Here is a 13,751-nt window from a genome sequence, read left to right as displayed (position 1 = left end):
GGGCACGTTGGGTGATAAGAAAACTCGCGGACGTCGGTGGGGCAGGGCGTGGCTTGCGGGCGGGGCGGGGGTGACCGCGGTCGCCACCATAATCGGGGCGTCGGTGCGGCGGTCGATGACACAGCGCGCAGTCGGCGTCGACGACCCCTACGCCGACGAGGATTTCGAGAAGACAGACAGCGACCGCGGCTACGTGGTGAACACCCCGGACGAGGTGGCGTTGGCGGTGCGCGAGGTCGGCCCCGTGGACGCACCAGTGACGATGGTCTTCATCCACGGGTTCTGTCTTCGCATGGGCGCCTTCTATTTTCAGCGCAAGTGGCTGGCCGAGAGGTGGGGGCCGCAGGTGCGGATGGTCTTCTACGACCAGCGCGGCCACGGGCGATCCGGGGAGGCCTCACCCGAGACCTACACGCTGACGCAGCTGGGGCAGGATCTGGAATGCGTGCTGCACGAGGCCGCGCCGCGTGGGGTGGTCATCCTGGTCGGCCATTCGATGGGCGGCATGACGGTACTGTCGCACGCCCGGCAGCATCCCGAGCAATACGGCCAACGCATCGTCGGGGCGGCGCTGATCTCCTCGGCGGCCGAAGGCGTCGCCCGCTCCCCGCTGGGCGAGATCCTGAAAAACCCTGCGGTGGAAGCACTTCGGTTCACGGCACGGTCGGCTCCCAAATTGATGCACCGCGGCCGCAACGTGTCGCGGTCGCTGATCGGCCCCGTTCTGCGCGCCGCGTCCTACAGCGACCTGCAGGTCAGCCGCAGCCTGGACGCGTTCTCGCAGCGGATGATGAACTGCACCCCGATCGCGACACTGGTCGGCTTCCTGCATGCTCTGGAAGTGCACGACGAAACCGCGGGGCTGTGGACCTTGACGAAGATCCCGACGTTGATCGCCTGCGGCGACCACGATCTGATCACCCCCGACGAGTATTCGCGGAAAATGGCGGCGTCGCTGCCGCGCTCGGAACTGGTCATCGTCAAGGGCGCCAGTCACCTGGCGCTGCTGGACAAACCCGAAGCCATCAACGACGGCCTCATCCGACTGGTCAACCGGGCCGTGCCCGGCAAGATGACGCTGCGCTACCGGCGGATCCGGGATCGGCTGCGGCGCCATGACTAGACAGGGCGCCGCGACGTGCGAGCGCGTCGAGGACACCATCGCGCTCGGGTCGCAGTTGGGCGGGCAGTTGCGGGCCGGCGACGTGGTCGTGCTGTCCGGCCCGCTGGGCGCGGGAAAGACGGTGCTGGCCAAGGGAATTGCGGCCGCGATGGAGGTCGACGGCCCGGTCACGTCGCCGACGTATGTGCTGGCGCGCGTGCACCCGGCGCGCCGGGCGGGCGCACCGGCGATGATTCACGTCGACGTCTACCGGCTGCTGGACCATCAGGGCGCCGACTTGCTGGGCGAGCTGGACTCGTTGGACCTCGACACCGATCTCGAGGACGCGGTCGTCGTGGTGGAATGGGGCGAGGGCCTCGCCGAACGACTCTCCGAGCGCCACCTCGACATTCGCCTGGAGCGGGTCAGCCACTCCGATGTGCGGATCGCGACCTGGGAGTGGAGCCAACCGTGAGTCTGATACTCGCCCTGGACACCGCGACCCCGGCGGTCACCGCCGGCGCCGTGCGGCGCGACGGCGCCGACCGGGTCGTGCTGGGCGAGCGGGTCACCGTCGACGCGCGGGCACACGCCGAACAGCTTACCCCGAATGTGCTTGGTGCCCTTGTTGATTCCGGTCTTGCGATGGCCGACCTGGACGCGGTGGTGGTGGGCTGCGGGCCCGGCCCGTTCACCGGCCTGCGGGCCGGGATGGCCACGGCCGCCGCCTACGGTCATGCGCTGAACATCCCTGTGTATGGGGTCTGCAGCCTGGACGCCATCGGTGTGCGCACCACCGGCGACGTCCTGGTGGTCACCGACGCGCGCCGCCGCGAGGTCTACTGGGCGCGCTACCGCGACGGCGTCCGTACCGACGGCCCGGCGGTCAACGCGCCCGCCGACGTCGACCCCGGATCGGCCGGGGCCGTGGCTGGTTCCCCCGACCATGCGGCGTTGTTCGACCTGCCGCGCATCGAGCCGGTCTACCCGACACCGGCCGGCCTGGTCGCCGCCGTACCTGACTGGTCCGGCGCGCCCGCGCCGTTGGTCGCGCTGTACCTGCGCCGGCCCGACGCCAAACCTCTGGCGGCCCCGCGATGACCGTCTGCCGTGGGCCCGTCACCGTCGCCGCCCTGACACCGGACGACGCCGAGCGCTGCGCCGAGCTGGAGGCGCAGCTCTTCGACGGCGACGACCCCTGGCCCGCGGCGGCGTTTCACCGCGAATTAGCCAGTGCCCACAATCATTACGTCGGCGCGCGCACCGGGGGCCTGCTGGTGGGCTATGCGGGCATCTCCAGGCTGGGCCGCAAACCGCCGTTCGAATACGAGGTGCACACCATCGGCGTCGACCCGGTCTACCAGGGGCACGGCATCGGCCGCCGGCTGCTCGACGAGCTGCTGACGTTCGCCCACGACGGCGTCGTGTACCTGGAGGTCCGCACCGACAACGAGCCGGCCATCGCGCTCTACCGCAGCGTGGGCTTCGCGCAGATCGGCGTGCGCAAGCGCTACTACCGGGTCAGCGGCGCGGATGCCTACACGATGCGGCGGGAGGCGCTCAAGTGACCAACATCCTGGCGATCGAAACCTCTTGCGACGAAACGGGAGTCGGCATTGCGCGGCTCGACGCCGACGGCACCGTGACGCTGTTGGCCGACGAGGTGGCGTCCAGCGTCGACGAGCACGTCCGGTTCGGCGGCGTGGTGCCCGAGATCGCATCGCGCGCGCACCTGGAGGCGCTGGGCCCCGCGATGCGGCGCGCCCTGGAAACTGCGGGGCTGGACAAGCCCGACATCGTCGCGGCCACCATCGGACCCGGGCTGGCCGGCGCCCTGTTGGTGGGAGTGGCTGCGGCCAAAGCGTATTCGGCCGCCTGGGATGTGCCGTTCTACGCCGTGAACCACCTGGGCGGACACCTGGCCGCCGACGTGTACGAACACGGGCCGCTGCCCGAATGTGTGGCCCTGCTGGTGTCCGGCGGACACACCCACCTGCTGCACGTGCGTTCGCTCGGTGAGCCCATCGTCGAGCTGGGCAGCACCGTCGACGACGCCGCGGGCGAGGCCTACGACAAAGTGGCGCGGCTGTTGGGCCTGGGCTACCCCGGCGGCAAGGTGCTCGACGAGCTGGCCCGCACCGGCGGTCGCGACGCGATCGCGTTCCCGCGCGGCATGACCGGCCCGCGCGACGACCCGCACACGTTCAGCTTCTCGGGCCTCAAGACCGCCGTCGCGCGATATGTCGAGAGCAACCCGGACGCGGCCACCGCCGATATCGCCGCCGGCTTCCAGGAAGCCGTCGCCGACGTGCTGACGATGAAGGCGGTGCGGGCGGCGACCCGCCTCGGTGTCTCCACGCTGTTGATCGCCGGGGGAGTGGCCGCCAACTCGCGGCTGCGCGAGCTGGCCACCCAGCGCTGCGCCGACGCCGGGCTGACGCTGCGCATCCCCAGGCCGCGGCTGTGCACCGACAACGGGGCAATGATCGCGTCGTTCGCCGCGCACCTGGTGGCGGCCGGAGCGTCGCCGTCCCCGCTGGATGTGCCCAGTGACCCGGGCCTGCCGGTGGTAAAAGCCCAGGTGAGCTGAGCTCAGAGCATAAATCCGCGGGAAGCAGCGGGGCGGTCTTGAGTGCTAGCACTCGCATGTATAGAGTGCTAGGTGGCAATCGGCCAAGCCCTGTGTCGGCACCCGCGACGACGGCGCTCGGGCTTGGACGGATGCCAAAACATCTGATAATTCGGACGGTTCGGGGCAAGCCTCGAAGCGACCGCCAACTCCGGTCCGGGATTGTCCCGGACCCGATGCAAATGTGGAGGGCTCCAATCGTGGCGAAGGTGAAGATCAAGCCACTCGAGGACAAGATTCTCGTGCAGGCCAACGAGGCCGAGACCACGACCGCTTCTGGTCTGGTTATTCCTGACACCGCCAAGGAGAAGCCGCAAGAAGGCACCGTCGTCGCAGTTGGCCCCGGCCGCTGGGACGAAGATGGCGCGAAGCGGATCCCGGTGGATGTCTCCGAGGGTGACACCGTCATCTACAGCAAGTACGGCGGCACTGAGATCAAGTACAACGGCGAGGAGTACCTGATCCTGTCGGCACGCGACGTGCTGGCTGTCGTTTCCAAGTAAACAACGTGTCCGCCCCGGCGATCCCCGTGTGCAGCACGGGTGATTTCCGGGGCGGACTGCGTTGATAGCGGGCAAGGAGCCTGATGAGCAAGCTGATTGAGTACGACGAAACCGCGCGTCGTGGCATCGAGGCGGGCGTGAACAAGCTCGCCGACGCGGTACGGGTGACGCTGGGGCCGCGCGGCCGACACGTGGTGCTGGCCAAGTCTTTTGGTGGCCCGACCGTCACCAACGACGGCGTCACCGTCGCACGTGAGATCGACCTGGAAGACCCGTTCGAGAACCTGGGCGCCCAGCTGGTCAAGTCGGTGGCAACCAAGACCAACGATGTCGCCGGCGACGGCACCACCACCGCGACCGTGCTGGCCCAGGCGCTGGTCAAAAGTGGCCTGCGCCAGGTGGCTGCGGGCGCTAACCCGATCGCGCTGGGTGTGGGCATCAGTAAGGCCGCCGACGCGGTGTCCGAGGCGCTGCTGGCCGCGGCCAAGCCGGTGTCCGGTGAAAGCGCCATCGCACAGGTCGCCACGGTGTCTTCGCGCGACGAGCAGATCGGGGAGCTGGTCGGCCAGGGCATGCACAAGGTCGGCACCGACGGCGTCGTCAGCGTGGAGGAATCCTCAACGCTGAACACCGAACTCGAGTTCACCGAGGGCGTCGGCTTCGACAAGGGTTTCCTGTCGGCGTATTTCGTCACCGACTTCGACTCGCAGGAGGCCGTGCTCGACGAGCCGCTGATCCTGCTGCATCAGGAGAAGATCGGCTCGCTGCCCGACCTGCTGCCCATGCTGGAGAAGGTCGCCGAATCGGGCAAGCCGCTGCTGATCATTGCCGAGGACATCGAGGGCGAAGCGCTGGCCACACTGGTGGTCAACTCAATTCGCAAGACGCTCAAGGCCGTTGCGGTCAAGGCGCCGTTCTTCGGTGACCGGCGCAAGGCCTTCCTCGAAGACCTCGCGATTGTGACGGGCGGTCAGGTGATCAACCCTGACGCCGGCCTGGTGCTGCGCGAGGTTGGCGCCGACGTGCTCGGCTCGGCCCGCCGCGTGGTGGTCAGCAAGGACGAAACCATCATCGTCGACGGCGGCGGCAAGAAGGCCGCGGTCGAAGGCCGCGTCAAGCAGCTGCGTGCCGAAATCGAGAACAGCGACTCGGATTGGGATCGCGAAAAGCTGCAGGAGCGCGTGGCCAAGCTGGCCGGCGGTGTGGCCGTCATCAAGGTGGGGGCCGCCACCGAGACCGCGCTGAAAGAGCGCAAGGAAAGTGTCGAGGACGCCGTCGCGGCCGCCAAAGCGGCGGTCGAGGAGGGCATCGTCGCAGGCGGCGGATCGGCGCTCATCCAGGCCGGCAAGTCGCTGGAGAAGCTGGGCAAGTCGCTGAAGGGCGACGAGGCCGCCGGCGTGGCGGTGTTCGCCGAGGCGCTCAACGCGCCGCTGTACTGGATCGCCACCAACGCCGGGCTCGACGGCGCGGTTGCGGTTCACAAGGTCAGTGAGCTGCCCGCCGGGCACGGCCTGAACGCTGCCACGCTGAAGTACGGCGACCTGATCAAGGACGGCGTCATCGACCCGGTGAAGGTCACGCGCTCGGCGGTGCTCAATGCGGCGTCGGTGGCCCGCATGGTGCTGACCACCGAGACGGCGATCGTCGAGAAGCCGGCCAACGGCGACGACGACGGCCATGGGCACGGTCACGGCCACAGCCACGGCCACCATCACCACCACTGAGTTGTATTTCGAAGCGCCCCCGGTCCATTCGGCCGGGGGCGCTTTCGTTTGTTGTGACCCGTTGACGGTGCTCAAGATTCGATGAGCGCGGCCGGAACCGGAGCACCGAGATGCTCCAGCAACGCGGCCAGCTTGCGATCCAATTCGATTCCCACCGCGGCGATTTCGGGGGTGTCGAAGCTGCCGAACCGGGTGCTGGGTTGGTCGACTGTGAACCACGTGGCGCCGCCGGCGTATTCCACGATCGCGGTGCGCAGCGGCGCATAGAGCAAAATGGCCGGGTCGTAGCGGTACATCTTCTCGGCGACGGTGTGATTGCCCATCAGGTACTCGACACACCGGCCGCCGTCTCCGGCCAGACTCATCAGCGACGAGAAGTCGTGCGACCAGTAGCGGATGAACCCGTGTGGCGCGTTCTCTGCGGTCGCCTCTTGAACCGTCTGCCAGTCGACGCCTCGGTCGATCAGGGAGTCGAATCGTTCGCTCTGAAACACCGGCACGGCTTGCTCATAGCGATTCCTGAAGCCGTCGAATGTGTCGTCGATGCGGATCGTCAACCGGGCGACCTGATGTGAGACCGTCTCGAGGGATCCATTCAGTGACTGAGTCATGTCACACCGCGATTCCGAGGTCGGCCAGCCGGGCCCGGTTCTGCTCGAACCACTCGTGCTCGTGGCCGGACTCAGGAATGAACAGCCCGGAGTCCATCACATTCGTGGGATCGACTTCGGCGATCGAGATCCACAGGTCGGCCTCCGGCTGGCCCGAATTGCGCGTCCAGATCTGCGCGAGCTCGCGCAGCATCGCCTGGCGCGTTTCGAGGCTGCGGCCCTGCCGGGTGGAGCCCAGAATTAACGATTGCGTCGCCGGTCGGCCGGCCACGAAGCAATCGCCCACCGTCAGCTCGTGGAACAGCACTTTGACCCATGCCGCCGGTGCGCCGGTGGCGTCGCAGTACATGGTGGTCATCTCTTGGGCGATCTTGGACTTCGCGGACACGGTCAGCAGGCCCCGTGGGCTGTAGCACTGATAAACGGGCATGTCGGACTCCTTGTAGATACTATGTCGGCCGTCATACTTATAACTATCACGATACTACAACTGCATTCGAGCAACGGTCAAGAACTATGTATGATGGACGACATGCCAAGGCGAACTGACAGCAAGCAACGGATGATCGCCGCCGCGCGGCGCCTGTTTCGCGAACACGGCTATCTCGGCACCGCCCTGTCCGACGTGGTAAGCGAGAGCGCTGCTCCGCGCGGGTCGATGTACTTTCACTTCCCCGGTGGCAAGGAAGAGCTCGCCATCGAGGTCACCCTTCTGCACGCCGCCCAGCGGATCGCGGACATCAACCGTGCGGCAGCCGCGACCGGCACCCCGGCGGAACTGATCGCGGCGTTCATCGGCCGCGAACGCGACGAGCTCGTCGCGAGTGACTACCGCGAGGGGTGCGCCGTAGCTCCGATAGTCATCGAATCGACGCCCGCCTCCGGCCAGCTCAGCGATGCGGCGCGGCGCGCCTTCCAGGATCTGATCACCACGCTGGCCGCACGCTTCGCCGAAAAGGGTCTCGCCCACGACAACGCCGTGCGGCTGGCGACCAACGTGTGGAGCAGCGTGGAAGGAGCGCTCATCCTCAGTCGTGTCCTGCGTAGCCCCGACCCATTCGACATGGCGATCACCCAATTGGTCGCAACCGCCGAGGCCAACCCGGGACTCTAGGTCGCGACGGCGCGTACGAACGTTTCGGCGAAGACGTCACACGCGGCGTCGAGGTCGAGCAGCGGCCAGGCCGGGAGATTCGGTAGGGCCGGGCGGGTAAGCACATGAAACACTATGGGGCCCAACAGTTGTTGGGCCAACAGGGTGAGGGGCAGATTCCCGGCATCGAAGTACCCGATCTCGAGACGGTCTGCGACACCTTTGCCGCGACCTTCCTGCGCGCCGCGGGTACTGCGAAGCGATTCCGTCCCAGAAAGCGCTGATGTCGTGACGACCTGCCTCACCCCAAAGAGGTCGCGACGCGCACCTCCGAGGTCAGCGTTTGGTGCACGGGGCAGCGTTCGGCCATGAGCAACAACCGATCACGCTGAGCTTCGTCGAGGTTCCCGGTCAATTCGATACGGCGGTCGATATGATCGATCCAGCCGTTGGTGGTCTCGCAGTCGGCGCAGTCTTTAGCGTGAATGCGCGAGTGCCGCAACGTGACTCGAACTTGCTCTAGCGGCCAGCCCTTGCGTTCGGCGTACATTCGCACCGTCATGGACGTGCACGCGCCGAGCGCGGCCAGCAGCAGGTCGTAGGGCGTTGGTCCGGCGTCGTCGCCGACCGGCCGCGGCTCGTCGGCGACGAGCTGGTGGCGCCCCGCGGTGATCTGTTGGGTGTACGTTCCGGTGCCGGTTTCCGCGACGGTCACCGTGCCCTCGGGCGATGCCCCGTCCCGGCCAGTCTCGTGTGTGGTCATGTCTTTATCTAACTGTGGGGAAGCGGGGAATGTCGCGGCCCGACCGAGTCCGGGCGTTTAGGCGGGCGGCTCGTCGTCAGAGTCCAGCGATCACGATGCCGACACCCACGACGATCGAGAGCGACAGCGACACCAGCAGAAAACTGACGAACCTCTCCTTCGCCGCCGAGGCCTCATGGTCGCCGGTCGCGATCGGCGCGAGTTTGCGGCCGGCGCCCCACACCGCCGCGAGCAGCGACGCCACCCAGTTCGCGTAGGCGGAGTAGACGACGAGCGCGACTGCCGTAACTTCCCACGGGTGCGGCAAGTGCAGGTGCGGCCAGAGCAGGCCCAGCAGCACCAGGAACATGCCGTTGAGCACCGCCTCGAGGTGGCTCGACAACGCCATGCGTGGATTCTTGAGCGCGGGAACGGCGAACCCGGTGAGCAGGCCGAGCAGGAACAGAACCAACCCGAGCGCGAAAAGCACGGTCTGCATGCCAGAACACTATTTCGTTTGCTGGCCAATGGCGATGCCTACGTTGAGTGTGGCGGCCCATGCAGGTCTTCGGCCTCGAACCGAGGACGCTTCGTGCCTAGTGCGCGCCGGGGGGCAAGCTGGGCGGAGTCGTCACGGTCTTGGTCGGCAGGTACGTCGTGGTGCTCGGAGTGACCGTGACGGTGCTGGTGCTCGTCTCCGGCGGCGGCACGACGGCAGTGCTGGTCACCGTGCTGACGCTGTTCGTCGTCGTGGTGGTCGAGGTTGACGACGTCGCGGCGATCACGCCGCAGGCCACGCGCTTGTTCGATTCACCGGTCGGGGCAGCGTTCAAGTTGTCCGCGGATTGGTGGAGGATCAGCGCCGATCCGGAGCTGTTCCTCAGGTCTGCGGCCGTCAGCAGGTTGGTGGTGGTGACGAGTTTGGCCGAGCCATCGTTGCGCACCTGCAGCGCGGTCAGGTCCCCACTGGCGGGAAAGCCCGTGTGGTCCGCCGCCTGGTAGACGCTGCCTGCCGAGGTGAAGTCCGGCGCCTCGCATTTGCCCACCGCGTGGACCATCAGCGAATGAAAACCAGGACTCAGCACCTGGTTGGGGCTGGTTTCCACGGTCACCGTCGCGTACCCGTTCGCGAAATCGATGGTCGCGGTGCCGATCTGGTTGCCGTCGGCACCCTTCAGTTGCGTGGTCAGCCGTTCCGCGCCCGGGGGTGGGCTGGTCGACGTATTGGCCTGGTTGCCCTGCTGGTTCGAACATGCGGCTAGCGGTGCGATGGTTGCGGTCAATGCCGCGACCGCGAAGGATACGCCCTTATTCATGAGCGGGGCCTACCCCGATTAATGACTGCCGAAACGGTGGCATGCGCGGCCGTCGGACCGAAGTTGCAATGGCGACGCGACTAGTGCTGAATTGCTCTGTGGCCGAGCTAATGCCGAATAACAGCGGGGGCCTGGCGGCCGCCCATACCGCGATCCGCACCTTCTGGGAAGAAGAGGGCTCGCGCTATGACGGCAAGGATGCCCACGGCATCCACTCCGAAGCCGAGCATCAGTTGTGGACGACGGCCCTGGGCGCGATCCCACCCTCGTCCCGGGTGCTCGACATCGCCACGGGCACCGGCTTTGTCGCGTTGCTGCTGGCCGACCTCGGTCACCAGGTGACCGGATTCGATGCGTCGGAGGCGATGCTGGCGAACGCGCGCGCCAAGGCTGCCGAACGCGGAATCGACATCACCTTCGTGGAGGGGGTCACCGAGCGGCTGCCGTTCCCCGACGCCAGTTTCGACGCCGTCACCGCGCGGCATTTCATCTGGACCGTGCTCGAACCCGACAAGGCGTTCGCGCAGTGGCTTCGCGTCCTGACGCCGGGCGGAACGCTGGTCGCCGACTGCTCGCTCAACGCGCAGGTGGCGGCGCATCACTACACCGACGACGTCGCGGCCGCGCTGCCGTTCAGCGATATCGCCGACCCCGCTCCGGTTGCCGACGCGCTGCAGTCCGCGGGCTTTGCGGCAGTCGATGTCGACCTCGTCGGCGGCGAGGGCGGCCGTCAGCGCGCGATGCTGCGCGCCCGGGCTTAGGTCGAGCGGGCCGCGGTCAGCGGCCGCTGGTAGGACGGGTCCGTCGAGTCGTGGCGGGCGGCCCGTATCCCGACCATCAGCGCGAGCACTTCGTCGGTCATCTGCGATTCCGATTCGGAAGTGAACTCCACGACGCACACCCGATCGGCGATGGCCCAGCGGCCGTCGCGCCGCTCCAGGCGATCGACGTAGCGCCCGCCCGAAAGCGTCATGTGATTGGCCGGCTCGCGATCGGTTCCGATAAACAGGTAGTACGTCTCGGCGTGGGCCACGTCGCCATCGATGTCCGCGGTGTGGTTGAGCAGGAAGTGCTGATAACGCGTCTGGGTGCCGTGGTAGGCGAGCGCCCAATCGATGAAATCGTCTACCACACCGACGAATCCGACGTGATCGTCGACCGCGCCGTCGTGATATGCCGACCGCAGCAGCGCGCGGTCCTGGCGGTCGATGCCGCGCGCGTAACGCTGCATGCAGTCGTAGATCTCGGCCCGGTCGGTAAGCCGTTTGACCTGTTCGCGTAATTCGGTGTCCACGTTCTCATCTCGTTGACGGCGCTCGAACCCGGACTCTACGATGGAACAGATATTTGGTCAACCTGGAAAGGCTCCCGTGACGAACGACGCCCCCGGCGATCGTCTGCCGGTCCTCGGCATGCTGGCGTCGGCCCTCGCCGGGCGTCCCATGGCTGTCGCCGCCCAGCAACCGGGCGCGCCGGCGTGGACGGACGGCCAGACGGTGTTCATCGATACCGCTGCGCCGGCCCGCGAGGGTCTGAAATCCGTTGCGGTACAAGCATCTTTGGTCGCGGCGGGCAGCCTGGATCCCGACGTTGTGCGTCGCCTGGCCCGGCACCCCCGGTTGGCCCGACGCTATCTGGTCATCGAGGGGCATCGCGCGCTGGCCGGCAACGCCGACGTGCTGCCGCGAACTTTGGCCGCCATGGCCGACCCCGACATCGCCGGTCGCAGCGACTCGCCCGCCGCGTCGCTGGACATCGCCACCGGGAAGTCGGCGGTCGACGAACCGCCGCCCGAGTTCGGCGTCATCCGCGGCGCAAAGATCCTCAGCGCGTCGGCCCGGGCCGAGAAGAAGCCGGATGAGGACCAGCCCGGCCACGCCCCGCGCAGCCGGGGCGCGCGGGAATTGGAAGAGCTCGACGACGGCGAGGTCGACGACACCGACGATCCCGACCTGTTCACCAGCCCGGTCGGCGGCGGCGGATTCATCGGCAAGTGGCTGAAGAAGATGCTGTCGTCGGCGCGCAAGACCGGCAGCGGGGGCGGCCCGCCGGGCGCCGACAGCCCCACGCATCGCACCAACTCGGGGCGCCGCGGCGCGGATGCGGTGCGCTCGCTGGCAGCCACGACCGGCGCCGACGGCGACGAGCCCGACGTGACGTCGGATGGCGTGCGGTATCCGGAATGGGACGGCGCCCGCAAGGCCTACCGGCCCGCCTGGTGCACGGTGCGCGAGGTCGAGCCCACGATCAAGCAATCCGCCACGCAGGCGATCGACGCCGCGATCGGGCTGCGCCGGCCGCTGGCCCGGCTCGGGATGGCCCTGCACCGCCGCCACCGCCAGTCGCAGGGCGACGACATCGACATCGACGCCGCCATCGAAGCGCACGTCGAAATGCTGGCTGGGTCGGTGCCCGACGAGGCGGTGTACATCGATAGCCTGCGCCGCCGGCGTGACCTGTCGGTACTCGTTCTCCTCGACGTCTCGGGTTCGACGGCCGAGCCCGGCACGCTGGGACGAACCGTCCACGAGCAGCAGCGCGTGGTCGTCGCCGACCTGACGGTCGCGCTGCATGACCTGGGTGATCGGGTGGCGCTGTACGCGTATTACTCGCAGGGCCGCTCCGCGGTGAACATGGTGCCCGTCAAGCGATTTGACGATCACCTGGACGCCCGGTTCGTCCGGCGGCTCAATAGCCTGGAGCCCGGTGCGTACTCGCGGCTGGGCGCCGCGATCCGGCACGGCTCGACGGTGCTGGAGACCCACGGCGGAACGTCGCGGCGGCTGCTGGTGGTGATCTCCGACGGGCTGGCCTACGACCACGGCTACGAGCGCGCCTACGGCGCCGCGGATGCCCGCCGCGCGCTGACCGAGGCGCGCCGCCGGGGGACCGGCTGCGTGTGCCTGACGATCGGCGCGGGCACGGACCTGAAGTCGCTGCGCAGGGTTTTCGGCAGCACCGCGCACGCCACCGTGGCGCGTCCGGATCAACTCGCGGGCGTGATCGGGCCGCTGTTCCGCTCGGCACTTCGGTCGGCCGAGGTGCGCCGACGGGTGTCCTGAGGACGCCGCCCCGAGCCCCGCAAGCTTGAAAACAAATATCTGTTCCGGTTAGGCTCGCTGCACCGCAGTGTCGCGGAAGAGGAGAGGGAATCGATGGCCGACGAGCCGATGCTCGCTCAGCAGAACGGCGCGATCGCGACAGAGGACGTGATGCGCCCTTACTACCAGGCGGTCGGCGACGAGGAAATCGTCTTCAAGGCCGCCTACCGGCAGGGGCTCTCCCTGGTCCTCAAGGGCCCGACCGGGTGCGGCAAGACCCGCTTCGTCGAGGCGATGGCCCACGACCTGGGGCGACCGCTGGTCACCGTCGCCTGCCACGACGACCTCACCACCGCGGACCTGGTCGGTCGCTACCTGCTGCGCGGCAACGAGACGGTCTGGGTCGACGGGCCGCTCACCCGCGCCGTGCGCGAGGGCGCGATCTGCTACCTCGACGAGGTGGTCGAGGCGCGGCAGGACACGACCGTGGTGCTTCATCCGCTCGCCGATCACCGGCGGCAGCTGCCGATCGAACGCCTCGGCGTGACGCTGGACGCGGCGCCCGGATTCGGCCTGGTGGTGTCGTACAACCCGGGCTACCAAAGCGTGCTCAAGGACCTCAAGGACTCGACGCGCCAGCGCATGGTCGCGATCGAATTCGGTTTTCCCACAGCCGAAATCGAGGAGCAGATCGTGATCAACGAGTCCGGCGTGGATCGCGCGACAGCCGCCGAGCTGGTCCGGCTCGGCCACGCGATCCGCCGTCTGGAGACCGGCGGGCTGCGCGAGGTCGCCTCCACCCGGGTGCTCATCGCGGCGGCCCGGCTAGTTTGCGAAGGCCTGACCATGCGCACGGCGGCCAGGGCCGCGATCGCCGGACCGCTCACCGACGACGTCGCGGTGGGCCGCAGCCTGAACGAAATGCTCGACGTCTACCTGCCCGACGCCGTCCATGATTGACGCCGCGAAACCGCCCACGCTAGGGTCTGA

Annotated in this window: 17 protein-coding genes; 11 read left to right on the top strand and 6 right to left on the bottom strand. The window is 67.8% G+C overall.

Features of this window, described 5'->3' with window-relative positions; translation table 11 throughout:
* The first annotated feature begins 70 nt into the window (after positions 1 to 70).
* The 7 genes from MRAB57_RS02760 (at position 71) to groL (ending at position 5,958) form a co-directional block, all read left to right on the top strand.
* On the top strand, positions 71 to 1,123 hold the full coding sequence (locus MRAB57_RS02760; protein WP_083743283.1) for an alpha/beta fold hydrolase: 1,053 nt from the start codon (positions 71 to 73) through the stop codon (positions 1,121 to 1,123).
* Positions 1,116 to 1,577 carry a tRNA (adenosine(37)-N6)-threonylcarbamoyltransferase complex ATPase subunit type 1 TsaE gene (gene tsaE / locus MRAB57_RS02755; RefSeq protein WP_077086194.1) on the top strand — a complete coding sequence of 154 codons (462 nt, stop codon included), beginning with the start codon at positions 1,116 to 1,118 and terminating at the stop codon, positions 1,575 to 1,577. The genes MRAB57_RS02760 and tsaE overlap by 8 nt, the downstream gene beginning before the upstream one ends.
* Positions 1,574 to 2,203: a tRNA (adenosine(37)-N6)-threonylcarbamoyltransferase complex dimerization subunit type 1 TsaB gene (gene tsaB, locus MRAB57_RS02750; protein WP_077086193.1), complete on the top strand. Its 630-nt coding sequence runs from the start codon at positions 1,574 to 1,576 to the stop codon at positions 2,201 to 2,203. The genes tsaE and tsaB overlap by 4 nt, the downstream gene beginning before the upstream one ends.
* On the top strand, positions 2,200 to 2,670 hold the full coding sequence (rimI, locus tag MRAB57_RS02745; RefSeq protein WP_077086192.1) for a ribosomal protein S18-alanine N-acetyltransferase: 471 nt from the start codon (positions 2,200 to 2,202) through the stop codon (positions 2,668 to 2,670). Before tsaB ends, rimI begins: the two co-directional genes overlap by 4 nt.
* The gene (tsaD, locus tag MRAB57_RS02740; protein WP_077086191.1) at positions 2,667 to 3,692 is read left to right on the top strand and encodes a tRNA (adenosine(37)-N6)-threonylcarbamoyltransferase complex transferase subunit TsaD; all 1,026 of its coding nucleotides are present in this window, start codon (positions 2,667 to 2,669) and stop codon (positions 3,690 to 3,692) included. The genes rimI and tsaD overlap by 4 nt, the downstream gene beginning before the upstream one ends.
* Before the next feature lie 239 nt (positions 3,693 to 3,931).
* On the top strand, positions 3,932 to 4,234 hold the full coding sequence (gene groES, locus MRAB57_RS02735; RefSeq protein ID WP_077078386.1) for a co-chaperone GroES: 303 nt from the start codon (positions 3,932 to 3,934) through the stop codon (positions 4,232 to 4,234).
* An 83-nt stretch (positions 4,235 to 4,317) separates the two neighbouring features.
* On the top strand, positions 4,318 to 5,958 hold the full coding sequence (groL, locus tag MRAB57_RS02730) for a chaperonin GroEL (RefSeq protein WP_077086190.1): 1,641 nt from the start codon (positions 4,318 to 4,320) through the stop codon (positions 5,956 to 5,958).
* Positions 5,959 to 6,029: 71 nt separating this feature from the next.
* Here the strand turns inward: groL and MRAB57_RS02725 are convergent, their stop codons facing one another.
* Both MRAB57_RS02725 and MRAB57_RS02720 read right to left on the bottom strand, forming a co-directional pair.
* Entirely contained in the window at positions 6,030 to 6,569 is a 540-nt protein-coding gene (locus MRAB57_RS02725) for a DUF302 domain-containing protein (protein ID WP_077086189.1), read from the bottom strand.
* A 1-nt stretch (position 6,570) separates the two neighbouring features.
* Entirely contained in the window at positions 6,571 to 6,999 is a 429-nt protein-coding gene (locus MRAB57_RS02720; protein ID WP_077086188.1) for a tautomerase family protein, read from the bottom strand.
* Positions 7,000 to 7,101: 102 nt separating this feature from the next.
* On the opposite strand from MRAB57_RS02720, the gene MRAB57_RS02715 reads away from it, so the two are divergent.
* Positions 7,102 to 7,683 carry a TetR/AcrR family transcriptional regulator gene (locus tag MRAB57_RS02715; RefSeq protein ID WP_077090351.1) on the top strand — a complete coding sequence of 194 codons (582 nt, stop codon included), beginning with the start codon at positions 7,102 to 7,104 and terminating at the stop codon, positions 7,681 to 7,683.
* Between the two features lie 280 nt (positions 7,684 to 7,963).
* On the opposite strand, the gene MRAB57_RS02705 is transcribed toward MRAB57_RS02715, so the two are convergent.
* The 3 genes from MRAB57_RS02705 to MRAB57_RS02695 form a co-directional block, all read right to left on the bottom strand.
* A complete protein-coding gene (locus MRAB57_RS02705) occupies positions 7,964 to 8,425 on the bottom strand; it encodes an OsmC family protein (protein ID WP_077086186.1) in 462 nt (153 codons plus the stop codon).
* 76 nt (positions 8,426 to 8,501) lie between these two features.
* On the bottom strand, positions 8,502 to 8,903 hold the full coding sequence (locus MRAB57_RS02700) for a hydrogenase (protein WP_077086185.1): 402 nt from the start codon (positions 8,901 to 8,903) through the stop codon (positions 8,502 to 8,504).
* Between the two features lie 97 nt (positions 8,904 to 9,000).
* On the bottom strand, positions 9,001 to 9,720 hold the full coding sequence (locus MRAB57_RS02695) for a superoxide dismutase family protein (protein WP_077086184.1): 720 nt from the start codon (positions 9,718 to 9,720) through the stop codon (positions 9,001 to 9,003).
* A gap of 98 nt (positions 9,721 to 9,818) precedes the next feature.
* Here MRAB57_RS02695 and MRAB57_RS02690 point away from each other — a divergent pair, with 98 nt between their 5' ends.
* On the top strand, positions 9,819 to 10,481 hold the full coding sequence (locus tag MRAB57_RS02690; RefSeq protein WP_245835812.1) for a class I SAM-dependent methyltransferase: 663 nt from the start codon (positions 9,819 to 9,821) through the stop codon (positions 10,479 to 10,481).
* On the opposite strand, the gene MRAB57_RS02685 is transcribed toward MRAB57_RS02690, so the two are convergent.
* Positions 10,478 to 11,014 (bottom strand): nuclear transport factor 2 family protein, encoded by a 537-nt coding sequence (locus MRAB57_RS02685; protein ID WP_077086182.1) that lies wholly within the window; start codon positions 11,012 to 11,014, stop codon positions 10,478 to 10,480. The two genes, MRAB57_RS02690 and MRAB57_RS02685, sit on opposite strands and share 4 nt — an antisense overlap.
* A 118-nt stretch (positions 11,015 to 11,132) precedes the next feature.
* On the opposite strand from MRAB57_RS02685, the gene MRAB57_RS02680 reads away from it, so the two are divergent.
* Positions 11,133 to 12,782 (top strand): nitric oxide reductase activation protein NorD, encoded by a 1,650-nt coding sequence (locus MRAB57_RS02680; RefSeq protein WP_425436802.1) that lies wholly within the window; start codon positions 11,133 to 11,135, stop codon positions 12,780 to 12,782.
* Between the two features lie 93 nt (positions 12,783 to 12,875).
* Positions 12,876 to 13,721 (top strand): CbbQ/NirQ/NorQ/GpvN family protein, encoded by an 846-nt coding sequence (locus MRAB57_RS02675; RefSeq protein ID WP_077086180.1) that lies wholly within the window; start codon positions 12,876 to 12,878, stop codon positions 13,719 to 13,721.
* Positions 13,722 to 13,751: the final 30 nt, after the last annotated feature.

Source organism: Mycobacterium rhizamassiliense (genome assembly GCF_900157375.1).
GTDB lineage: Bacteria > Actinomycetota > Actinomycetes > Mycobacteriales > Mycobacteriaceae > Mycobacterium > Mycobacterium rhizamassiliense.
Note: the sequence above shows the minus strand (reverse complement) of the source record. Positions and strands in the feature narration are given on the sequence as shown.

Excerpts from the sequence above, each read along its gene's own strand:
- tsaE (WP_077086194.1), top strand. The coding sequence starts at position 1,116 with ATGACTAGACAGGGCGCCGCGACGTGCGAGCGCGTCGAGGACACCATC.
- rimI (WP_077086192.1), top strand. The coding sequence starts at position 2,200 with ATGACCGTCTGCCGTGGGCCCGTCACCGTCGCCGCCCTGACACCGGAC.
- groL (WP_077086190.1), top strand. The coding sequence starts at position 4,318 with ATGAGCAAGCTGATTGAGTACGACGAAACCGCGCGTCGTGGCATCGAG.
- MRAB57_RS02725 (WP_077086189.1), bottom strand. The coding sequence starts at position 6,569 with ATGACTCAGTCACTGAATGGATCCCTCGAGACGGTCTCACATCAGGTC.
- MRAB57_RS02720 (WP_077086188.1), bottom strand. The coding sequence starts at position 6,999 with ATGCCCGTTTATCAGTGCTACAGCCCACGGGGCCTGCTGACCGTGTCC.
- MRAB57_RS02715 (WP_077090351.1), top strand. The coding sequence starts at position 7,102 with ATGCCAAGGCGAACTGACAGCAAGCAACGGATGATCGCCGCCGCGCGG.
- MRAB57_RS02705 (WP_077086186.1), bottom strand. The coding sequence starts at position 8,425 with ATGACCACACACGAGACTGGCCGGGACGGGGCATCGCCCGAGGGCACG.
- MRAB57_RS02700 (WP_077086185.1), bottom strand. The coding sequence starts at position 8,903 with ATGCAGACCGTGCTTTTCGCGCTCGGGTTGGTTCTGTTCCTGCTCGGC.
- MRAB57_RS02695 (WP_077086184.1), bottom strand. The coding sequence starts at position 9,720 with ATGAATAAGGGCGTATCCTTCGCGGTCGCGGCATTGACCGCAACCATC.
- MRAB57_RS02680 (WP_425436802.1), top strand. The coding sequence starts at position 11,133 with ATGCTGGCGTCGGCCCTCGCCGGGCGTCCCATGGCTGTCGCCGCCCAG.
- MRAB57_RS02675 (WP_077086180.1), top strand. The coding sequence starts at position 12,876 with ATGGCCGACGAGCCGATGCTCGCTCAGCAGAACGGCGCGATCGCGACA.